This is a genomic window from Sphingomonas aurantiaca (genome assembly GCF_003050705.1).
In the GTDB taxonomy this organism is placed as follows: domain Bacteria; phylum Pseudomonadota; class Alphaproteobacteria; order Sphingomonadales; family Sphingomonadaceae; genus Sphingomonas; species Sphingomonas aurantiaca.
Genome location: NZ_QAOG01000003.1, coordinates 464,384 through 486,290, shown reverse-complemented (window position 1 = coordinate 486,290; position 21,907 = coordinate 464,384). Strand labels below are relative to the sequence as shown.

Sequence of the window (21,907 nt, the reverse complement as noted above, 5' to 3'; positions counted from 1 at the left end):
CGAAGTCGGCGGTCAACGAAGGAGATGACGATGGCCGGGATGGGCAAGTTCGACTGGGCAGATCCGTTCCTGCTCGACGATCAGTTGAGCGAGGACGAGCGGATGATCCGTGACAGCGCGAAGGCCTATGCCGACGACAAGCTCGCGCCACGGATCATCGACGCGTTCCAGCACGAGCATACCGATCCCGCGATTTTCCGCGAGATGGGCGCGCTCGGGTTGCTCGGGCCGACCATCCCCGAGGAATATGGCGGCGTCGGCGCGTCGTACGTGGCCTATGGTCTGGTCGCGCGCGAGGTGGAGCGGATCGACTCGGGCTATCGCTCGATGATGTCGGTGCAGTCGAGCCTCGTCATGTACCCGATCAACGCGTTCGGCTCCGAGGCGCAGAAGAAGAAATACCTGCCCAAGCTGGCGACCGGCGAGTGGATCGGCTGTTTCGGGCTGACCGAGCCCGATGCCGGCTCCGATCCGGGTGGCATGACGACGCGCGCGAAGAAGACGGCCAATGGCTATGTCATCTCGGGCGCCAAGACGTGGATTTCGAACTCGCCGATCGCCGACGTGTTCGTGATCTGGGCGAAGTCCGACGAGCATGGCGGCGGCATCCGCGGCTTCATTCTCGAACGCGGCATGAAGGGGCTGGAGACGCCCAAGATCGAGGGCAAGCTGTCGCTGCGCGCATCGATCACCGGCATGGTGATGATGGACGAGGTCGAGGTTGGCGAGGATGCGCTGCTCCCCGACGTGCAGGGGTTGAAGGGGCCGTTCGGCTGTCTCAACCGTGCGCGCTACGGGATTTCGTGGGGCGCACTCGGCGCCGCCGAATTCTGTTTCCACGCCGCGCGCCAATATGGCCTCGATCGCAACCAGTTCGGCACGCCACTCGCCGGACGCCAGCTGTTCCAGAAGAAGCTGGCAGACATGGAGACCGAGATCGCGCTCGGGTTGCAGGCAAGCTTGCGCGTCGGGCGGCTGATGGACGAGGGCCGGTTCGCGCCCGAGATGGTCTCGATCGTGAAACGCAACAACGTCGGCAAGGCGCTCGATATCGCGCGGATGAGCCGCGACATGCACGGCGGCAACGGCATTTCGGGCGAGTATCAGGTGATGCGCCACCTGATGAACCTCGAGACGGTCAACACCTACGAGGGCGCGCACGACGTCCACGCGCTGATCCTCGGCCGCGCGATCACGGGTATCGCGGCGTTCTAGTGATAGGCCGCCTGCTGGCTCACCACCCCGGCGAAGGCCGGGGCCCAATTGGGGGACGCACCTTGGCTGGTGCTGCGTCCAGTTACGCCGACCTTCCCAATTGGGCCCCGGCCTTCGCCGGGGTGGTGGTGTAATCGTGGAACGGAAGCCCACCCCCCTCGCCGGCCTCAAGGTCGTCGAACTAGCGCGCATCCTCGCCGGCCCCTGGGCGGGTCAAGTCCTCGCCGATCTCGGTGCCGACGTCGTCAAGATCGAGAGCCCCGCCGGCGACGACACGCGCAGCTGGGGCCCGCCGTTCATCGACAACCCCGACGGCACCCGCGACGCCGCCTATTTCCACGCTGCCAACCGCGGCAAGCGCTCGGTCGTCGCCGACTTCACCACCCCCGAAGGCCAGGCGATCGTCCGCGACCTGATCGCCGACGCAGACGTCGTCATCGAGAATTTCAAGGTCGGCGGGCTCGCCAAATACGGGCTCGACTACGCCAGCCTCGCCGCGCTCAACCCGCGCCTCGTCTATTGCTCGATCACCGGCTTCGGCCAAGACGGCCCCTATGCCCCCCGCGCCGGCTACGACTTCATCGTCCAAGGCATGAGCGGGATCATGGACCTAACCGGCGAGCCCGACGGCGCACCGCAGAAGATCGGCGTCGCCTTCGCCGACATCATGACCGGGCTCTATTCGGTGATTGCGATCCAGGCCGCGCTGGCGATGCGCAAACGCACCGGCCGCGGACAGCAGATCGACATGGCGCTGCTCGACACGATGACAGGCGTGCTTGCCAACCAGGCGATGAACTGGTTCGCCAGCGGCGTCTCGCCGACCCGCGTCGGCAACGCCCACATGAACGTGTGCCCCTACGCCGTCTTCCCGACCAGCGACGGCTGGTTCATCCTCGCGGTCGGCAATGACGGCCAGTTCCGCCGCTTCTGCGACGCGATGGACCTGCCCGACATGCGCGACGATCCGCGCTTTGCGACCAATGCCGGACGCCTCGCCTTCAAGGACATATTGTTCGCGGGGATCGAGGCGGCAACCTCGCAAGTGCCCAAGCTTGCGTTGCTCGCGCGGCTGGAGGCGGTCGGCGTGCCCGCCGGACCGATCAACACCGTCGCGCAGGCATTCGACGATCCGCAAGTGATTGCGCGAGGGATGCGGATAGATCCGGAGCGTCCGGATGGGTCAAGCGTGCCCGGCCTCCGCACGCCGATCCGCTTCTCCGACGCCGACCTCGCGACCGGCCGCGCGGCGCCGACCCTTCCGCGTCCGTCATCCTGACGAAAGTCAGGATCCAGAGCCACGAGCGTCATCCGCCGTGGCTCTGGATCCTGGGTCTATCCTAGGATGACGGAGGGTTCAGGCGACCGCTTCAGTCACCGGCTTCCGCGCATACAGCCCATAGGCCAGGATCAGCGCATAGCAGATCGCCGGGAGCAGCAGCGCGAAGTGCAGGCTGCCCGACGTATCCGCCAGCATCCCCGTCAGATACGGGATGATCGCACCACCGACGATCGCCGTGGCGATCACGCCCGACCCTTCGGCCGCGCGCTTGCCGAGGCCTTCGGACGCCAGCGAGAAGATCGTCGGGAACATCACCGCGTTCATCAGACCGATCGCCAGCAACGCCCAGCCCGAGATCGCACCCTCGGTGTTCGCCGAGATCAGGATCAGCGCGAGCGTCCCCGTCGCGACGCCCGCCAGCACCTTGCCCGGCGAGACCTTGTTCAGCACATACGCGCCGATGAACCGGCCGACGAGCGCGCCGCCCCAGTAGAACGGCACGTGCTTGCCCGCCGCGACGTCGCTCAGGCCCATCACGCTTGGCTGCATCAGATAGTTCACGATCAGCGATCCGACCGCGACCTCGGCCCCGACGTACAGGAAGATGCACGCCGCCCCCATCGCGAACCGCGGGCGTTTCAGCAGCGTGAACGCGTGGAAGATGCTGCCGGTCTGGTCCTGCTCCTCGTTGAGCCGGTTCCGCCTCGTCCACACGACCGCCGCGACGATCAGCAGCGCGATCGCGAGGCCGATATAGGTGTGCACCACGGTGCTCGACGATTCGCTGCGATACGCGTCGAGCGCGGCACCGTTGAGCTTGGACGAATCGACCGTGGCCAGCCCGCCGAGGATCAGTGCCGAGCCGACATACGGGAAGATCGTCGTGCCGAGCGAGTTGAACGCCTGCGCGAACGTCAGCCGGCTCGAGGCGGACTTGGGATGACCAAGCGCGGAGATCAGCGGGTTTGCGACCACCTGCACGACGGTGATCCCGGCACCGAGCACGAACAGCGCGAACAGGAACATGCCGAAGCTCGCCTGCCCGGCGGCGGGAATGAACAACAGACACCCCGCGGTCATCGTCACGAGGCCGATCGACGCGGTACGCATATAGCCCGCCTTGCGCACGATCGCCGCCGCGGGAATCGAGAACAGCGCATAGGCGAGGAAAAACGCCGACTGGACCAGCATCGCGGTCGCGTGGTCGAGCGTGAACAGCTCCTTCATCTTCGGAATGATGATGTCGTTGAGCGAGGTGATGCCACCGAAGATGAAGAACAGCGCGAACACGAACACGCGCAGATCGGGCGCGTCATAGCCGTGGCTGGCATCGCCCCCGGCTGCTGCGGTGGATTTGGTATCGACGTGCATCGTGTAGCGCCCTCTCGCGGTATTTGCGCGCGACATAAGCCGGGGTGGCGACGCGTGGCAATGCCGCGTGGTGCGATCCCGCCCCGCGGGCTAGGACGGCCGCCATGAGCCGCCTCACCGTCAACGACGAACCGATCGACTATAAGCTTGATCCCGACACGCCCCTGTTATGGGCGCTGCGGGACGCATCGAACCTGACCGGCACCAAATATGGCTGCGGCACCGGCCAGTGCGGCGCGTGCACGGTCGATATCGACGGTCACGCTGCGCGCAGTTGCCGAGTCCCGATCGGCTCGATCGAGGGCACCTACGTCACGACGATCGAGGGGCTGTCGCGCGAGCGCAATCATCCCGTGCAGCTCGCCTTCATCGCGGAGGCCGTCCCGCAATGCGGGTTCTGCATCCCCGGCATGGTCATGGCGGCCGCGGCGTTGCTGGCGCGGAATTCCGACCCAAGCGAGGAGCTGATCCGCGCGCAGATCACCAATTTGTGCCGGTGCGGCGTGTATCCGCGCGTCGTCGAGGCGATCCAGCGCGCCGGACGTGCGATGCGCGGGGAGGAAGTCATCCCCGCAGGACCGCGGCCGGGAATCGATCCGGCGGACTCCGCGCGACTGGTCCCAGCACTGGTGCCGCCACCTGCGCGGTAGCGCACGTAGTAGCGGGCGCCGCTCCGAACCAAGCCTGTTCTCCCGCGAAGGCGGGAGTGCAGTCTGGGCTCCCGCCTTCGCGGGAGAACAAGGAAGCACCGTCCGACGCGTTGCGCTGGGTACCACACCCGACTGCCACCAACGTACCCGGCGCCTCCACCGCCTTACCACCCCGGCGAAGGCCGGGGCCCAATTGGAACGTCCGCAGTCATGAATCGCGCGCGTCGTTACCTATCATCCCCAATTGGACCCCGGCCTTCGCCGTGGTGGATATTTTTGAACGGGTGCCAAGCATCCCAACCAAACCTGTCTGATCGCTGACGACCCCATTCAGCCTTCCCACACACCGCTTCGCCTAGACCGAACCCATCATAGGAGCCGGCTCGTGCGCCGGCAGTCGAGGACGACGGCGATGACGGGGAAGTTTCTCAAACTCTTGATGGCAGCGTCGGCATTGGTGCCGGCAACCACGATGGCGACCGCCGCCACCGCGCAGCAAATCGACCAGGATCGCGGCGATCGCGGCGACCGCGGTGACCGCGGCGGTAACGACGGTCCGCGTCAGGATCGCGGCCAGCGCCCCGATCGCGGACCGCGACCGGACGGCCAGGGCTTCCAGCAGCAGCGCCCGGACCGTCCCGCCGCGCCCAACGAAGGCCTGCGCCCGCAACGCGCCGATCTCGGCACGCAGCCGCAAGTCCGCAGCGGAGGCCCCGATGGCCACGGCCGTCCCGACTGGAACGGCCAGCGCGGCGACCGCCAGGGCTGGAACGGCCAGACGCGCGCCGATCGGCAGGCAGGCCAGCCGCGCAGCGACTGGAACCGCGGCCCGGGCCGCCCCGGCCCCGATCGCCCGGGTTTCGATCGCCCCGACTCAGGCCGCCCCGGTTTCGATCGTGGCGACCAGCAGGCGGATCGCGGCCGGTTCGATCGCGACGGCGACCGTTCGGATCCGCGCGGCAACGGATGGGACGGACGGGGCCGCGACAGCTACCAGAACCGCCAGCCCAACCGCGCCTATGGCAATGTCCAGGGCTATGGCCGCGGTGGCTATGACCAGGGCGGCTACGAGCAGCCCCGCTACAACCAGGGCGGCGCGTGGAATCGCGGCTGGCGCACCGACAACCGCTACGCGTGGAGCAACTACCGCGCGTCGAACCGGGGCGCCTATCGCCTCCCGCGCTACTATGCCCCGAGCGGCTGGGGGTCGGGCTATCGCCGCTTCGGGGTTGGCTTCTCGCTGAACCGGATCCTCTACAACCAGAATTACTGGATCCAGGACCCGTACACCTATCGCCTGCCCGAGGCGTACGGCCCGTATCGCTGGGTTCGCTATTACAACGACGCGTTGCTGGTCGATCTCGACAGCGGCCGCGTGGTCGACACGGTGTACGACATCTTCTGGTAGGCGCCGGCCTGCCCGTCACGCAGTAACAGGGGAGAGCCCCGCGGCGATACACTCGCCGCGGGGCTCTTGCGTTTCGGGCCCAGTTCGCCAAATCCTGCGGCGTGGGTATCTTTTCAAAAGCCAAGAAGGTCGATCCGGCCATGGCACTCCGCCAGGCCGCCGGATCGCAGGTCGCCGCCCGGCTCGACGCCAACCCGGCGGTGCAACGCATCGCGATGGCGACGGTCCAATTCTATTACCAGGCCGACTTCCTCGATCCCAAGACCTGCAAGCAGCTGATCGCGATGATCGATTCGAAGCGGCGGCCGTCGACCTTGCTGTCGGATCGGCCCAACAGCAGCTTCCGCACGTCGGAAAGCTGCGACATGGATCGCTGGTCCCCCGAGGTGCAGCCGACCGACGAGGCGATCGCGACCTTGCTCGGGATCGACTTGCTCCACGGCGAGACGATGCAGGGCCAGCGCTACGCCCCCGGCCAGCAATTCCGCGCGCATCACGACTATTTCCACGAGTCCGAAAGCTATTGGGCCAAGATGCAGGAGCAGGGCGGCCAGCGCACCTGGACCGCGATGGTGTTCCTCAACGACGTCCCCGAAGGCGGCGCGACCTGGTTCCCGCAGGCAGGCATCAAGATCGCCCCAAAGCGCGGCATGCTGCTCGCGTGGAACAACATGAACCCCGACGGCACCCCCAACGGCCTGACGCTGCACGAGGGCATGCCCGTCATGGAGGGCGTGAAGTACATCGTGACCAAGTGGTTCCGCGAGCGACCCTGGATCAAGTGACGTCCCCCTGATCCTCCCCCTGGCGGAGGAGGATCACGCCAGCGAATCCGTGGACCCGCTCCACACTTCCCCACCTACCCCGTTCGTCCTGAGTAGCCGTCGAGCAGCTGCAAAGCAGCGTATCGAGACGGCGTATCGAAGGACAGGTTGGCGCGTGGAACCCTGCTTCGATACGCGCCCTCGATACGCTTCTACGAAGCTACTCGGCCGCTACTCAGCACGAACGGGATTTGGGGACATGCCCTCTTCCGCCACCCTGTTCCCGCTCCGCCCCCACCCCCACGCTCCGCCGCCACCAAGGTCGACAAACCCAACACAACCACTACGTCAGGCCCCATGACAGTTCTCGGCGTAACCTCGTCCATCCTCGGCCAGTCCTGGCGCTGGCGCGCACTCGCCGCAGACGGGCGCGATGGCTTTACCGGCGACGACCTCGTCACCACGCTCCTGCTCGCCCGCGGCTGCCCGCGCGACGCACTAGACGCGCACCGCACGCCGTCGATCCGCGCGTTCATGCCCGACCCGTCGATCTTCCGCGACATGGACCGCGCCGCAGAGCGCCTCGCTGATGCGGTGCAGGCGGGCGAACAGATCGCGATCTTCGGCGATTACGACGTCGACGGCGCCACCTCCGCCGCGCTGATGATCCTCACCTTACGCGATCTCGGGATCGAGGCGCGCCCCTACATCCCCGACCGCCTGCTCGAAGGCTATGGCCCGTCGGGCGAAGCGCTCGTCCGGCTCGCCGCCGAGGGTGCCTCGCTGATCGTCACGGTCGATTGCGGCGCGCAGGCGTTCGACGCGCTCGACGCCGCGCGCGACGCGAAGGTCGACGTGATCGTCATCGACCACCACAAATGCTCGACCGCACTCCCGCACGCGCTCGCGCTCGTGAACCCCAACCGCCTCGACGAGACCGAGGGCGCCGCGCACGGCCATCTCGCCGCGGTCGGCATGTGCTTCCTCGCCGCCGCCGCACTCGTCCGCACACTGCGCACGCGCGGCTTCTTCAAGGACCGCGCCGAGCCGAAACTGATCGACCTGCTCGACATCGTTGCACTCGGCACCGTCGCCGACGTGGCACAACTCCGCGGGCTCAACCGCGCGTTCGTGGCGCAGGGCCTGAAAGTCATGGGCGCGCGCAAGAATATCGGCGTCGCCGCACTGATCGAGGCCTCGCGCCTGACCCGCAATCCGACCTGCACCGATCTCGGCTTCGCGCTCGGGCCGCGCATCAACGCCGGCGGCCGCGTCGGGCGCGCCGATCTCGGCGTCCGCCTGCTCACCACCCAAGATCCCGACGAAGCGCGCGAGATCGCCACCGAACTCGACCGCCTCAACGAGGAACGCCGTGCGATCGAGACAGCCGTACAGGAAGCCGCAGACCTGCTCGCCAGCCGCGACCGCGCGGTCGCGGTCGTCGCCGGCCATGGCTGGCACCCGGGTGTCATCGGCATCGTCGCCGGCCGGCTGAAGGAAAAGCTCGGCCGCCCCGCGATCGTCATCGCCATCGACGAGAACGGCATCGGCAAGGGCTCGGGCCGCTCGATCCCCGGCGTCGACCTCGGCGCGGCGGTGATGGCCGCGCGCGAGCACGGCCTGCTCGTCGCGGGCGGGGGCCATGCGATGGCCGCCGGCCTGACGATCAGCGAGGCGGCGATCCCCGCCTTCACCGACTTCCTCGAAGAGCGCCTCGCCGACGCGGTGGAGCGCTCGAACGGCGACCGCGCGCTGCTGCTCGACGCGGTGCTGGCGGCGGGCGGGGTCAACCCCGGCCTCGTCGAATCGATGGAAGCGGGCGGCCCCTACGGCATGGGCTGGCCCGCGCCGCGCGTCGCGATGGGCCCGGTGCGCGTGATCAAGGCCGATATCGTCGGCAATGGCCATGTCCGCACGATCGTCGCAGGCGACGACGGCCGCAGCATCAAGGCGATGGCGTTCCGCGCGGCGGAAACCCCGCTAGGCCAGGCACTGCTGGGCGCCCCGCCCCACCGCAAGCTCTGGCTCGCCGGTCGCGCGAAGATCGACGACTGGTCCTCGCGCCCCTCGGCCGAACTTCATGTCGAGGATGCGGCATGGGCCGACTAAATTCTTGTACCGAAACGCTTGACGCACCGCCCCCTTCCCCTTAGTCGGCCTCCACCACGCAGGCCCCTTCGTCTAGCGGTTAGGACGCGGCCCTTTCACGGCTGAAGCACGGGTTCGATTCCCGTAGGGGTCACCATCATCGAAACCAACTGGTTATCATGATGGTGCAGAGTCTGCCTGCCCCCCCCCCTCGGGGCTTGATTTTCTTGTCATCTAAACAGCGTTGCGCAACGATCCCTCAGACGTCGTAGCGCTTTGTCACTAACAGGCGACGGCCGTAATCACGGCGCCTCGCCAGCACGGTCCAATATTCCGCGCGCCTGTTTGAGATGCGGGGCGTCCACCATCCGGCCGTCGACCTGCAACGCGCCCGCATCCGGCTGGGCGGCGAAGGCGGCTACGATCGCGTGCGCCTGCGCGACCTGCGCGGCGTCGGGCGTGAAGGCGGCGTTGATCGTCGCCACCTGCGCCGGGTGGATCGCCATCATCCCCGTAAAGCCGTCGCGCGCCGCGCGCCGTGCATAGGCCGCCAGACCCACCTCGTCGCGAAACGCCGGATAGACCGTCTCGATCGCCGGCACCCCGGCGGCATGCGCGCCGAACAGCGCCAGCGAACGCACCATCTCATAGGGCGGGGTATAGCGGCCATCGTCCTCGCGCGACGTCGCCGCGCCGATCGCGGCTGGCAGATCCTCCGCCCCCCAGGTCAATCCGGCCAGCCGCACGCCCGCCCCGGCATAGCTGCCGAGCTGGAAGATCGCGGCCGGCGTCTCGGTCGCGATCGGCAGGATCGGCGAGTCGATCCCCGCCGCCGCCAGCCGTTCGGCGAGCAGGCGGACGCTCGCCGCGCCGTCCGCCTTCGGCAGCACGATCGCGTCCGGCGTCAGGCCGTGCAAGCCAGCAAGGTCCGCCACGCTCAGATCGGTATCGAGCGGGTTGATCCGCACGAACACCGCGACGTCGCCGCGCACGGCCCGCAGGCGGGCCGCGACCGCCGCCCGGGCGCTATCTTTGGCGGACGCCGCCACCGAATCCTCCAGGTCGAGGATCAGCGCGTCCGCACCGCTGGCGGCGGCCTTGTCGAACCGCTCGGGTCGGTCGCCCGGCACGAACAGCAGCGATCGCAGCCTCATGCCGCGGATCGCTTGATCAGCGCGCTGCGCAGGCACTGGCAGACGATCTCGTCGCGCTGGTTGTGCAGGCGGTGCGCGAAGGTGACGATCCCCGCATCGGGTCTCGACCGGCTGTCCTTGAGCGCATGGACCTCGGTCTCGGCGCGCAGCGTGTCGCCGATGAACACGGGCTTGGGCATCACGAGTTTGTCGTAGCCCAGATTGGCGACCAGCGTGCCGAGCGTGGTGTCGCCGACCGACAGCCCGACCATCAGCGCGAAGGTAAAGGTCCCGTTGACCAGGATCTGCCCGAACTCGCTCGCGCGCGCCGCCTCGGCGTCGAGGTGCAGCGGCTGCGGGTTGTGCGTCATCACCGTGAACAGCAGATTGTCCGTCTCGGTCACGGTGCGGCGTATCTCGTGGACGATCGTGTCGCCGACCGTCCAGTCGTCATAGAAACGCCCGGCCATCATTCGCTCTCCCTGTTGGTCGTCGCCGGGGCGTCGATCGCCACGGGCTTCTCGATCCGCGCCAGCATCGTGCCCTCGGCGACCTGCGCGCCTTCGCTGACCTTGAGCGCGGCGACGACGCCGTCGAACGGCGCCAGCAACGCCTGCTCCATCTTCATCGCCTCCAGCACCAGCATCCGCTGGCCCTTGGTGACCGCCTGCCCGGATTCGACCAGCACGGCGATCACGCGACCCGGCATCGGCGCCAGGATCGCGCCGTCGCCCTCGCCCGCGCCGGCGATATGGTCGGCGCGGCGTGGACCGAACGGCCAGGCCTCGCCGTCCAGAAACAGCACGCCGTCCGCGACGACGGCCGCCGACCCCGGCTGCTCGGTGACGAGATACGGCTTGCCCGCAACCTCGACCTCGATCCGGCGCGACGCCTCGGCGTTGGCGCGGAACCCGCGCAGGCTGGTCCACGGATCGCCCGCCGCCTCCGGCAGGATCGCCGCCGCCGCCGCCGCGAGCACCGCCGGCGAAGGCTCGGCCGGCGGGATCAGCGTCTCGGCATGCCGTTCGATGAACCCGGTATCCACGCGCCCCGCGACGAAGTCCGGATGCGCGGCGGCGCGCGCCAGGAACGCGGCATTGGTCCTGACCGGCCAGACCTGCGTCCCGCGTGCCGCCGCCGCCAGCCTAGCCGCAGCCTCGTTTCGCGTCGCGCCATGGACGATCAGCTTGGCGATCATCGGATCATAATAAGGCGTGACCGCGCCGCCTTCCTCGACGCCGCTGTCGATGCGGACGCCGGCGGGAAAGCGCAGCCGGTCGAGCGGCCCGGTCGACGGCAGGAACCCGGTGCTCGGATTCTCGGCATAGAGCCGCGCCTCCATCGCCCAGCCGGTGATCGACAGCGCCTCCTGCGCGCAGGGCAGCCGCTCGCCCGACGCGACGCGCAGCTGCCATTCGACCAGGTCCTGCCCCGTGATCGCCTCGGTCACAGGATGCTCGACCTGCAGCCGGGTGTTCATCTCCATGAACCAGATGCGGTCGGCGCGCAGCCCCTCCGATCCGTCGGCGATGAACTCGATCGTCCCCGCGCCGACATAGTCGACCGCGCGCGCGGCCTTGACCGCCGCCTCGCACACCGCGGCGCGAGTCGCCGAGTCCATGCCGGGCGCGGGCGCTTCTTCGATCACCTTCTGGTGGCGGCGTTGCAGCGAACAGTCGCGCTCGAACAGATGGACCGCGCCGCCATGCGTGTCGCCGAACACCTGCACCTCGATATGGCGCGGCGAAAGGATGTATTTCTCGATCAGCACCTGCGTGTTGCCGAACGATGCCGCGGCCTCGCGCTTGCAGCTTTCGAGCATCTCGGCGAAGTCGGCGGCCGCGTCGACCTTGCGCATGCCCTTGCCGCCGCCGCCCGCCACCGCCTTGATCAGCACCGGATAGCCGATCGCGTCAGCCTCCGCCTGCAGCCGCTCGGGCGACTGGTCCGCGCCGAAATAGCCCGGCGTCACCGGCACCCCCGCGGCGATCATCCGTCGCTTGGCGGCGTCCTTCAGCCCCATCGCGCGGATCGCGGCGGGCGGCGCACCGACCCAACCGAGCCCGGCGTCGATCACGCGCTCGGCGAACTCGGCATTTTCCGACAGGAAGCCATAGCCCGGGTGGATCGCCGCCGCGCCGGTAGCGCGCGCCGCCTCCAGCAGGCGATCCTGCCGCAGATAGCTGTCGGTCGCGGGCGCGGTGCCGATGCACACTGCTTCGTCGGCCTCGCGGACGAACGGCATGCCGGCATCGACGTCGGAATGGACCGCGATCGTGCGGATGCCCAGCCGCCGCGCGGTGCGGATGATACGACGGGCGATCTCGCCGCGATTGGCGATGAGGAGACTCTGGATCATGCTTAGCTCTCCAGGTGCAGCGCGACGGCGGCGGTGCCGCGTTCGGCGACCGCGTCCATGATGACGGTGACGATGCGATCGAACCGCGCGCCGATCGTCGCGCGCGCCGCTGCTGCGTTGACGATGTGCAGGCGGATCGGCGGCGCGACGACCGCGACGAGCAGGTCGAACAGCGCATCGAGGCTGCCGCCATACCAGTCCACCCCCGATGCCTCGCGGATCAGCGCATGGAAGGCGGCTTCGTCGGGGATCGTCGCGCCGTCGATGGTCAGGTCCATGCCGCTCACATCCGGAACAGGCCGAACTGCGCGCGCTCGGGGATCGGCGCGTTCAGCGTGGCGGCAAAAGCGAGGCCGAGGACGTCGCGGGTCTGCGCCGGGTCGATGATCCCGTCGTCCCACAGCCGAGCGGTCGCGTGATAGGGATTGCCCTCGTCCTCGTATTTTTGGCGGACCGGCGCCTTGAAGGCCTCGGCCTCCTCCGGCGTCCAGCGATCCGCGTCGCGGTGGACGGTCGCCAGCACGCTCGCCGCCTGCTCGCCGCCCATCACCGAAATCCGCGCATTGGGCCAGGTAAACAGGAAGCGCGGGGCAAAGGCCCGGCCGCACATGCCGTAATTGCCCGCCCCGAAGCTGCCGCCGATCAGCACGGTGATCTTGGGGACCGACGCGGTCGCCACCGCGGTCACCAGCTTGGCCCCGTTCTTGGCGATCCCCTCGGCCTCGTATTTGCCGCCGACCATGAAGCCCGAGATGTTCTGGAGAAACAGCAGCGGCACGCGGCGCTGGCACGCCAGTTCGATGAAATGCGCGCCCTTCAGCGCGGATTCGGAGAACAGCACGCCGTTATTGGCGAGGATCGCGACGGGCATCCCCCAGATCCGCGCAAAGCCGCAGACCAACGTCGTGCCGTACAGCGCCTTGAACTCGTGGAACTCGGACCCGTCGACGATCCGCCCGATCACCTCGCGCACGTCATAGGGCGCGCGGACGTCCTGCGGCACGATGCCGTACAGCTCCGCCGGATCGAGTTTCGGCGCGCGCGGTGCAGTGATCTCGATATCGACGGCCCCCGGTCGCTTGGGGGCTCGGTTGAGCGTCGCTACGATATCGCGGACGATCAGCAGCGCGTGCTCGTCATTCTCCGCGACATGGTCGACCACGCCCGACTTGCGGCCATGCGTGTCCGCCCCGCCCAGTTCCTCGGCCGAGATCACCTCGCCCGTCGCCGCCTTCACCAGCGGCGGGCCGGCGAGGAAGATCGTGCCCTGGTTGCGGACGATCACGCTCTCGTCCGACATCGCGGGCACATAGGCGCCGCCCGCGGTGCAGCTGCCCATCACGCAGGCGATCTGCGCGATCCCCTCAGCGGACATCTGCGCCTGGTTGAAGAAGATCCGGCCGAAGTGATCGCGGTCGGGAAACACCTCCGCCTGGTGCGGCAGGTTGGCGCCGCCGCTGTCGACCAGGTAGATGCAGGGAAGCCGGTTCTCGCGCGCGATCTCCTGCGCGCGCAGATGCTTCTTCACGGTCATCGGGAAATAGGCGCCACCCTTCACGGTGGGATCGTTCGCGACGATCATGCACTCGCGCCCCGACACGCGGCCGATCCCGGCGATCATCCCCGCGCCGGGCGCACCGCCCTGCCCGTCCTTGTCCAGGTACATGCCGTTCGAGGCGAGCGCGCCGATCTCGAGGAAAGGCGATCCCGGGTCGAGCAACCGCTCGACCCGGTCGCGCGGCAACAGCTTGCCCCGCGCGACGTGGCGCGCCCGATGCTGCTCCGACCCGCCGAGCGCGGTCGTCACGACGGTCGCGCGCAGCGACTCCGCCAGCGCCCGGTTATGCGCGGCGTTCGCGCGGAAGCCCTCGGACGTCGCATCGGCCTGCGTCGTGAGCGTCGGCATTACTGGGCCTTCGGCGCATCGTGGCCGATCAGCTCGCGCCCGACCAGCATCCGCCGGACCTCGTTCGTCCCCGCACCGATATCGAGCAGCTTGGCGTCGCGCCAATAGCGCTCGACCGGCCAGTCCTTGGTATAGCCGGCGCCGCCCAGCGCCTGGATCGCCTGGTTGGCGACCTTCACGGCGTTCTCGGAGGCCAGCAGGATGCACCCCGCCGCGTCGAACCGCGTCGTCTGGCCTGCGTCGCAGGCCTTGGCGACCGCATAGACATAAGCGCGCGACGAATTGAGCGCGACGTACATGTCCGCGACCTTCGCCTGCATCAGCTGGAACTCGCCGATCGGCCGGCCGAACTGCCTGCGCTCGCGAACATAGGGCAGCACGACGTCGAGGCAGGCCTGCATGATCCCCAGCTGGATCCCCGACAGCACCACGCGCTCGTAATCCAGCCCCGACATCAGCACCCCGACGCCGCCGTGAAGCGGCCCCATCACCTGCGCATCCGACACGAAACAATCGTCGAACACCAGCTCGGCGGTCGGCGACCCGCGCATCCCGAGCTTGTCGATCTTCTGCCCGATCGAGAAGCCGGCAAAGTCCTTTTCGATCAGGAACGCGGTGATCCCCCTCGATCCGGCATCGGGGATCGTCTTGGCGTACACGACGAGCGTGTCGGCATAGGTCGCGTTGGTGATCCAGAACTTGGTGCCGTTCAGCCGCCAGCCGCCATCGACCTTGTCCGCGCGCAGCTTCATCGACACGACGTCCGACCCTGCGCCCGCTTCCGACATCGCAAGGCTGCCGACATGATCGCCGGAGATCAGCTTGGGCAGATATTTCGCCTTCTGCTCGGGCGTGCCCCAGCGGCGGATCTGGTTGACGCACAGGTTCGAATGCGCGCCATAGCTCAGCCCGACCGATGCGGACGACCGGCTGATCTCCTCGCACGCGATCAGATGCTCGAGATAGCCGAGCCCCAGGCCGCCATCGGCTTCCTCGACGGTGATGCCGTGCAGCCCCAGCGCGCCCATTTCGGGCCACAGCTCGCGCGGAAAACTGTCCTCCGCATCGATGCGCGCCGCGATCGGCTCGATCCGGTCGAGCGCAAACCGCCGCGTCGTCTCGCGGATCGTGTCGGCCATCTCGCCAAGCGCGAAATTCAGGTCTGCCATCATCATCTCCTGTCGGTCTTTTGCCGGCCTTGTACGGGAACCCCCGATCGCTGGAAAATTGAAAGTTCGCGATCAACGCTATAGATAAAAGCTATGATCGATCGCTATCATCTCAGGTATTTCCTGTCGGTCATCGACACCGGCAATTTCTCCCGCGCAGCGGCTGCGTGCAACGTGTCGCAACCTACGCTTTCGGTCGGGATCGCCAAGCTCGAAACCGCGCTGGGCCACGCGCTGTTCAACCGCACCAACCGACGCGTCGCGCTGACCGATGCGGGCGCGCGGCTGGTATCGCATGCGCGCACGATCGAGGCGACCTTCGCCGCCGCCGAGCGCGAGGTGATCGGTACGCCGACGCAGCAGACGCTGCGGCTCGGCGTGCTGGCGACGACGCCGCGCCGCTGGATCGAGGATTTCCTGCGCGAGCATCGGTCGCGCGGCGCGGGCAACCAGATCGAGATCGTCGAGGGCAAGGAGCGCGACCTGCGCGAGCGCCTCGCGCGCGGCCGGATCGACGTGGCGCTGATGCTGCTGCGCGACGGCGACGACTACGCCAGCCAGCGCCTCTTTACTGAGGGGTACAGCCTCGCGCTCGGCACCGCACACCCGCTGGCGGGTCGCGACGTGATCCGCGTGGAGGAACTCGGCAACGATCCGATGATAGTGCGCCGCCACTGCGAGCTGCTGCCCGAGACCAGCCGCTTCTTCACCACGCGCGGCGTCCGCCCGGTCTTCGCGTCGCGCACCACCAGCGACGACAAGGCGCTCAGCTATGTCCGCGCAGGGCTTGGCGTCACCGTGATGCCCGATTGCTTCGGCGAGCCCGGCGTCGTGCGCGCGCATCTCGAAGGCTTCGACTTCACCCGCGACATCGGCCTCGTCTTCGCCCCGCACGCCGACCCGCAGGAGCTCGCGCAATCGCCGACGATCGCCGCGCTGGTTACCGCGGTCGGCCCCGACGAGATCGCCTGATCAGGCGTCCGTCGGGCCGACGCACGGGGCTGTCTACTTCTTGTCCTTGGTTTCCGGCATCGCCAGCACGTACAGCCCCAGCCCAAGCGCCGCGATCGTCGCCAGCGTCAGGAAGCTGGCGGTATAGCCAGCCCAGACGATGATCCCGCCCGCGAGCGTCGCCGACAGCGCGGCGCCCAGCCCCTGCGCGCTGGCCACCGCACCCTGGCTGACGTTGAACCGCCCGGTGCCCTTGGTCAGGTCGGCGATCACGACCGGGAACAGCGCCCCAAAGATCCCCGCGCCCACGCCGTCCATCGCCTGCACGCCGACCAGCCACCACGGATTGTCCGATACGGTGTACAGCGCACCGCGTGCTGCGAGGAAGGCGAAGGCGACCAGGAACAGCGGCTTGGTCCCCCAGCGATCGGTATTGCGCCCGACGACGATCGCCACCGGCACCATCACCAGCTGCGCCGCGACGATGCACGCCGCGGTCAGCGACGTCGCCTGATCCTTGCCCACCGTCCGCGCGAGCAGCTGGCTGACCGACGTCAGCATCGCCGCGTTGGCGAGATGGAACAGGAAGGCCGTGACCGCGAAGATCATCAGCGGCTTGTTCTCGAGCAGCGTCTTCCAGCCGCTCGGTTCCTCGCAGGCCTCGTCCCCGTCCTCGGGTTCGCAGTCGAGCCCGCGCGCGACCGCATTGTCGATATCGTCGTTCTTCAGCCGCGACGCGGTGACGATGCTCGCGACGGTCAGCCCGCCCATCAGCCAGAACACCACGACCGGCCCGAACTTCCATGCCAGTACGCCGGCCAGCGCCGCCGACACCGCGTTGCCCGCATGGTTGAACGCCTCGTTGCGACCGACTCGCTTGGCGAACAGCTTGGGCCCGACCAGCCCGAGCGTGATCGCCGAGATGGCGGGGGCGAACACCGCGCCGGCGACTGCTGCAATCGACTGCGTGACGGCCACAGCGGTAAAGCCGCTGACGATCGGCAGCGAGATGCTGCTGAGCGTGACGAGCAGGGCCGCGATCATCACGATCCGCGGCTTGTTCTTGCCGCGGTCGATCAGGCTGCCGGCGGGCGTCTGCGAGATCAGCCCGACGATCCCGGCTATCGTCAGGATCGCACCGACGGTCGCCTCGTTCCAGCCCTGCGCCGGTCCGCGCACCGCGATCAGGTAGATGGCGAGATACGGCCCGAGCCCGTCGCGGACATCGGCGAGGAAGAAGTTGAGCGCGTCCAGAGTCCGCGTCGGCACCTTGCTCGCGGGTCCGTCGCCGCGTCGGGATTGTGCCCCGCTATCGCCCGCCTTGCTGTCGGTAAGTGTTGCCATGGCCGGTCCCTCTCGTCGGTTGCACTCGACCGGCGCGCATCGTGGCGGGGCGATATCGGTCGAGCGCTAAAGACTTCGCAGTCGGCAAAGTTTCAGGCCGGTCCAAATATAGTTGATCGGATAATCTCCAACGATCCCGATAAGTTAAACCGAAACTGAACAGCCTCGTTAAGCCTCGCATCATGAACATTATGTCACGGAACGATTGCGGCACCTTCTCGCTTTTGAGCGATCGCTACGCTCGAGTTGAAAGCAATTATAATGGCAGGGTGCCTTACCTGGATTCACTTTGGCGACCTGCATGTCGATGAGGCAGATGGGTACGAAGGACTGTCGCGCTTTCGCGAACTCGCGGCGATCGCGCAGCACCACTTGGGCAATCCCGGTCCGGACAGCGCAGGCGGCAACGTCGACTTCGCCTTCCTGCCGGGCGACAACGCCAACCACGGCACCGACGCGCAATATGCCGGGATCGCCGATGCGATGCGCGGCCTGACTCTCCCGTGGCATGTGCTGGCGGGCGATCATGATTTCGAGCCCGGCGACCTGACCGCGATGCGCGCCATCACGTCCCGGCTCGCCCCCTACGCGGTCACGCTCAACGGGTATCGCTGCCTGTTCCTCGACATCGTATCGGCGGGCAAGGGCGGCCCCGATTTCCGTATCGCCCCCGACCAGCGCAGCTGGATCGAACGCGAACTGAGCGCTGCGACCGCCGCCGATCTGCGCAGCGTAGTCTTCATGCACGCCTATCCCGGCGACCTGCGCGACGATCCCGACGGGATCGCCGGGCTGTTCGCCGCGCACCGCGTTGCGTTCGTCGACACCGGGCACACGCATTACAACGAGCTGCTCAACGACGGCCGCGTCGTCTATGGCGCGACCCGCTCGACCGGCCAGATCGAGGAGGGCTCGCCCGGATTCTCGATCGTGACGCTCGACGACGGCGTGCCAAGCTGGCGGTTCCAGGCGATCGAGGATTCCTGGCCGCTCGTCCAGATCACCTCCCCCGCCGACCGTCGCCTGCTCACCGATCCCGACCGCGTCGATCATGTCCCAACCGACACCGTTGTCGTCCGTGCGAAGATATTCGGCCAGCCCGCCCCCGCCACGCCATCTGCACAACTCGACGACGGCGCCGCCGTCCCGATGACACCCAACGCGGCGGGCCTGTGGGAGGCGACGATAGAGAACGCCACCGACGGTCTGCACCGACTGACCGTGTCCAGCGGGAGCAGCGCGGACGTGATCGAAATCCTCGTCCGCGCGCCCCGCGCGCCCGACCGCCCGGGCCCGCCCCGACTGAAACGCAACGCCCCGACCGCACTCGGCCGCGACGTCACCGCGATCGGCGCTTGGCCCTCGCGCGGCATCGATGGCGCGCAACGTGGCCCCAACAAGAACGGCATGGACTGGTGAGCGGAATGACGAAGCGATCGGCCGACACGATCGGCGCCCCCCTGCAATGCAACGCCCCCGACCGAGCACCGCGCGCGTGACGAATCCCGACATGGTGGCCCGGTTCGCGATCTGGGCAATTTGCGGAATCGCGACGTTCGGCGTCATCTCGCGGCCCTTCAAGCTTCCGGAAGCGGTCTGGGCGGTGCTTGGCGCGGTGGTGCTCGTCGTATTCGGCCTGCTCCCGATCAGCGACGCCTGGCGCGCGGTACTCAAGGGCGGCGACGTCTATCTCTTCCTGATCGGCATGATGCTGCTGTCCGAGGTCGCGCGAGCCGAGGGGTTGTTCGACTGGGTCGCGGTCCATGCGGTGCGGCTGGCCAAGGGATCGACCAGCCGGTTGTTCGCACTCGTGTTCGGCGTCGGCATCGTCGTGACCACCTTCCTGTCGAACGATGCGACCGCGGTCGTGCTGACGCCCGCAGTCTATGCCGCGGCGAAGAAGGCGAAGGCAAATCCGCTGCCGATGCTGTTCGCCTGCGCACTGATCGCCAACGCGGCCAGCTTCGTGCTGCCGATTTCGAACCCCGCCAATCTCGTTCTGTACGGCGGCAAGATGCCGACGCTGGGCGCATGGATGGCGTCGTTCGCGCTGCCCTCGCTCATGGCGATCGGCGTCACGTTCCTGATGCTCCGCTGGATCGAGCGCGACCGGCTGTCCGGGCAATGCGAGACCGAGGTCGAGGCGATGACGCTGCCGCGCGGCGGCCTCGTCGCGCTGTGCGGCATCGTCGCCACCGCGGTGCTGCTGATCGGCGCGTCGGCGCGCGGCTATGATCTGGGACTGCCGACCTGCCTCGCCGGTATCGCGACCACCGCAGCGATCTGCATCGGCGGTCGCAAGTCGCCCGTCGAGACGATGCGGTCGGTATCCTGGGCGGTGCTGCCGCTTGTCGCCGGGCTGTTCGTGCTGGTCGAGGCGCTGGCGAGCACCGGCGTCATCGCGATGCTCGCGCGCTGGCTGGCCGAAGGCGCTGCCGCCTCGCCGACGGCCACCGCCGGGATCGCCGGCACGATCCTCGCGTTCGGATCGAACCTGATGAACAACCTGCCGGCCGGGTTGATCGCGAGCACGACGCTCGGTCAGGCGCATGTGCCGCAGATCGTCACCGATGGACTGTTGATCGGCGTCGACCTCGGACCGAACCTGTCGATCACGGGCTCGCTGGCGACGATCCTGTGGCTGACCGCGATCCGTCGCGAGGGCGAGGATGTCGGGTTCTGGCGCTTCCTGAAGGTCGGGGCGGCAGTGATGCCTCCCGCCCTGTTTGCCGCGCTAGGCGTGCGCCTGCTCATCGGCTGACGCACGCAAACGCGACGCGGGCTTTCACCCGCGTCGCACGTGCCCTCAGGCAGCCAGCTTGGCCGCAGTCTCGGCGATCCGCTTGCCCTGATAGCGCGCACCGTCGAGCTCGTCCTTGCTCGGCTGGCGGCTGCCATCGCCATCGGCGATCGTCGACGCGCCATAGGGCGTGCCACCCTTGACCGCATCGACACCCATCTGCGCCTGGAAGCCGTAGTCGAGGCCGACGATCGTCATGCCGTGATGCAGCAGGTTGGTGATGATCGAGAACAAAGTCGTTTCCTGGCCGCCATGCTGGCTCGCGGTCGCGGTGAACGCACCACCGACCTTGCCGACCAGCGCGCCCGAGAACCACTGCGCACCCGTCGTATCCCAGAACTGCGCCATCTGCGCGGGCATCCGGCCGAAGCGGGTCGGCGCGCCGACAATGATCGCGTCATAGTTCACGAGCGCGTCGGGGCCCTCGATCTCGGCATGCTTGGTGTCGGTCTTGAAATGCGCGGCCTCGACCACCGACTGCGGCGCGGTCTCGGCGACACGGCGGATGTCGACCTCGGCGCCGCCGGCGCGCGCGCCCTCGGCAACGGCATCCGCCATCTGCTCGATATGGCCGTAGGACGAGTAATAGAGCACGAGAACCTTGGTCATTGTCAGTCTCCAATTTGATTCCCCTCCCGCTTGCGGGAGGGGTTAGGGGCGGGCAGTTCCGGGCGAGGCGCGAGAAGGAAGCCCCTCCCCCGACCCCTCCCGCAAACGGGAGGGGAGTATTATTCCGAGTCTACCAGAACGATCTCGGCGTCCTCTTGAGCCGTGATCGTCACCGTCTGGCCGCCCAGCAGCGCCGCTCCGTCGCGCGCACCAAAGGCTTCGTCGCCGATCGTGATCGCACCGGTCGCGGGCACCAGATACACGTGACGACCATCGTCGATCGCATAGTCGACGCTGTCGCCGGCCTTCAGCGTCGCCGCCAGCACGCGGGCATTCGCGCGGATCGGCAAGGCGTCGACATCCCCGTCGAACCCGCTGGCCAGCGTCACGAACTGGCCCGAACGCTCGCCCTTTGGAAACGGCTTGGCGCCCCAGCTCGGCGAACCGCCCTTGCGCGACGGCTCGATCCAGATCTGGAAGATCGTCGTCGTCTCGGGCTCCAGATTATATTCCGCATGGCGCACACCGGTGCCCGCGCTCATCACCTGGACATCGCCCGCTTCGGTACGGCCCTTGTTGCCGAGCGAATCCTGGTGCGTGATCGCGCCGCTGCGGACATAGGTGATGATCTCCATGTCCTGGTGCGGATGCGGCGGGAAGCCCGAGTTCGCGGCGATCTGGTCGTCGTTCCACACGCGGATCGCGCCCCAGCCCATCCGTGCGGGGTCATAGTAGCTGGCGAACGAGAAATGATGCCGCGCGTTCAGCCAGCCGTGATCGGCATGGCCGAGGCTGGCGAAGGGGCGGCGGTCGATCTTGGTCATCGTCGTGGTCGTCATGAGAGGTCTCCACTGGTTG

19 protein-coding genes and 1 tRNA gene are annotated in these 21,907 nt (G+C 67.9%); 10 read left to right on the top strand and 10 right to left on the bottom strand.

Annotated features, from left to right (window positions below; translation table 11 throughout):
• Positions 1-30: 30 nt before the first annotated feature.
• Positions 31-1,215, top strand: coding sequence for an acyl-CoA dehydrogenase (locus C8J26_RS11205; protein WP_107958020.1), 1,185 nt, complete (start codon positions 31-33; stop codon positions 1,213-1,215).
• Positions 1,216-1,351: 136 nt separating this feature from the next.
• Positions 1,352-2,494, top strand: a complete 1,143-nt coding sequence (locus C8J26_RS11200; protein WP_208631377.1) for a CaiB/BaiF CoA transferase family protein — start codon at positions 1,352-1,354, stop codon at positions 2,492-2,494.
• A 78-nt stretch (positions 2,495-2,572) separates the two neighbouring features.
• On the opposite strand, the gene C8J26_RS11195 is transcribed toward C8J26_RS11200, so the two are convergent.
• The gene (locus C8J26_RS11195; protein ID WP_107958200.1) at positions 2,573-3,868 is read right to left on the bottom strand and encodes a sugar MFS transporter; all 1,296 of its coding nucleotides are present in this window, start codon (positions 3,866-3,868) and stop codon (positions 2,573-2,575) included.
• 104 nt (positions 3,869-3,972) lie between these two features.
• Between C8J26_RS11195 and C8J26_RS11190 the strand changes: the two genes are divergently transcribed.
• The 5 genes from C8J26_RS11190 to C8J26_RS11170 all read left to right on the top strand — a co-directional run bounded on the left by C8J26_RS11190 (position 3,973) and on the right by C8J26_RS11170 (position 8,935).
• Positions 3,973-4,518, top strand: a complete 546-nt coding sequence (locus C8J26_RS11190; RefSeq protein WP_107958016.1) for a (2Fe-2S)-binding protein — start codon at positions 3,973-3,975, stop codon at positions 4,516-4,518.
• Positions 4,519-4,930: 412 nt separating this feature from the next.
• A complete protein-coding gene (locus C8J26_RS11185) occupies positions 4,931-5,926 on the top strand; it encodes an RcnB family protein (protein WP_107958198.1) in 996 nt (331 codons plus the stop codon).
• Positions 5,927-6,066: 140 nt separating this feature from the next.
• Positions 6,067-6,711, top strand: a complete 645-nt coding sequence (locus C8J26_RS11180) for a prolyl hydroxylase family protein (protein WP_107958014.1) — start codon at positions 6,067-6,069, stop codon at positions 6,709-6,711.
• 336 nt (positions 6,712-7,047) lie between these two features.
• A complete protein-coding gene (gene recJ / locus C8J26_RS11175; protein ID WP_107958012.1) occupies positions 7,048-8,799 on the top strand; it encodes a single-stranded-DNA-specific exonuclease RecJ in 1,752 nt (583 codons plus the stop codon).
• A gap of 61 nt (positions 8,800-8,860) precedes the next feature.
• Positions 8,861-8,935, top strand: a tRNA-Glu gene (locus C8J26_RS11170).
• Between the two features lie 145 nt (positions 8,936-9,080).
• On the opposite strand, the gene C8J26_RS11165 is transcribed toward C8J26_RS11170, so the two are convergent.
• The 6 genes from C8J26_RS11165 to C8J26_RS11140 are packed head-to-tail and all read right to left on the bottom strand — an operon-like array spanning position 9,081 to position 15,345.
• The gene (locus tag C8J26_RS11165; RefSeq protein ID WP_107958011.1) at positions 9,081-9,932 is read right to left on the bottom strand and encodes an HpcH/HpaI aldolase/citrate lyase family protein; all 852 of its coding nucleotides are present in this window, start codon (positions 9,930-9,932) and stop codon (positions 9,081-9,083) included.
• The gene (locus tag C8J26_RS11160; protein ID WP_107958195.1) at positions 9,929-10,381 is read right to left on the bottom strand and encodes a MaoC family dehydratase; all 453 of its coding nucleotides are present in this window, start codon (positions 10,379-10,381) and stop codon (positions 9,929-9,931) included. Before C8J26_RS11160 ends, C8J26_RS11165 begins: the two co-directional genes overlap by 4 nt.
• Entirely contained in the window at positions 10,381-12,270 is a 1,890-nt protein-coding gene (locus C8J26_RS11155) for an acetyl/propionyl/methylcrotonyl-CoA carboxylase subunit alpha (protein ID WP_107958010.1), read from the bottom strand. The genes C8J26_RS11160 and C8J26_RS11155 overlap by 1 nt, the downstream gene beginning before the upstream one ends.
• Positions 12,271-12,272: 2 nt before the next feature.
• A complete protein-coding gene (locus tag C8J26_RS11150; RefSeq protein WP_146168815.1) occupies positions 12,273-12,548 on the bottom strand; it encodes a barstar family protein in 276 nt (91 codons plus the stop codon).
• 5 nt (positions 12,549-12,553) lie between these two features.
• Positions 12,554-14,176: a carboxyl transferase domain-containing protein gene (locus C8J26_RS11145; RefSeq protein WP_107958008.1), complete on the bottom strand. Its 1,623-nt coding sequence runs from the start codon at positions 14,174-14,176 to the stop codon at positions 12,554-12,556.
• Positions 14,176-15,345, bottom strand: coding sequence for an isovaleryl-CoA dehydrogenase (locus C8J26_RS11140; RefSeq protein ID WP_208631376.1), 1,170 nt, complete (start codon positions 15,343-15,345; stop codon positions 14,176-14,178). The genes C8J26_RS11145 and C8J26_RS11140 overlap by 1 nt, the downstream gene beginning before the upstream one ends.
• A gap of 93 nt (positions 15,346-15,438) precedes the next feature.
• On the opposite strand from C8J26_RS11140, the gene C8J26_RS11135 reads away from it, so the two are divergent.
• Positions 15,439-16,317 carry a LysR family transcriptional regulator gene (locus C8J26_RS11135; RefSeq protein WP_107958007.1) on the top strand — a complete coding sequence of 293 codons (879 nt, stop codon included), beginning with the start codon at positions 15,439-15,441 and terminating at the stop codon, positions 16,315-16,317.
• 33 nt (positions 16,318-16,350) lie between these two features.
• Here the strand turns inward: C8J26_RS11135 and C8J26_RS11130 are convergent, their stop codons facing one another.
• Positions 16,351-17,640, bottom strand: a complete 1,290-nt coding sequence (locus C8J26_RS11130; RefSeq protein ID WP_107958006.1) for an MFS transporter — start codon at positions 17,638-17,640, stop codon at positions 16,351-16,353.
• Positions 17,641-17,901: 261 nt separating this feature from the next.
• Here C8J26_RS11130 and C8J26_RS11125 point away from each other — a divergent pair, with 261 nt between their 5' ends.
• On the top strand, positions 17,902-19,059 hold the full coding sequence (locus tag C8J26_RS11125) for a metallophosphoesterase family protein (protein WP_107958004.1): 1,158 nt from the start codon (positions 17,902-17,904) through the stop codon (positions 19,057-19,059).
• A gap of 91 nt (positions 19,060-19,150) precedes the next feature.
• Complete coding sequence (locus C8J26_RS11120) at positions 19,151-20,401, top strand: arsenic transporter (RefSeq protein ID WP_107958191.1); 1,251 nt, start codon at positions 19,151-19,153, stop codon at positions 20,399-20,401.
• Positions 20,402-20,446: 45 nt separating this feature from the next.
• Here the strand turns inward: C8J26_RS11120 and wrbA are convergent, their stop codons facing one another.
• Both wrbA and C8J26_RS11110 read right to left on the bottom strand, forming a co-directional pair.
• Positions 20,447-21,049, bottom strand: a complete 603-nt coding sequence (gene wrbA / locus C8J26_RS11115) for an NAD(P)H:quinone oxidoreductase (protein WP_056416931.1) — start codon at positions 21,047-21,049, stop codon at positions 20,447-20,449.
• A 119-nt stretch (positions 21,050-21,168) separates the two neighbouring features.
• Positions 21,169-21,888 (bottom strand): pirin family protein, encoded by a 720-nt coding sequence (locus C8J26_RS11110; protein ID WP_056416928.1) that lies wholly within the window; start codon positions 21,886-21,888, stop codon positions 21,169-21,171.
• Positions 21,889-21,907 lie beyond the last annotated feature (19 nt).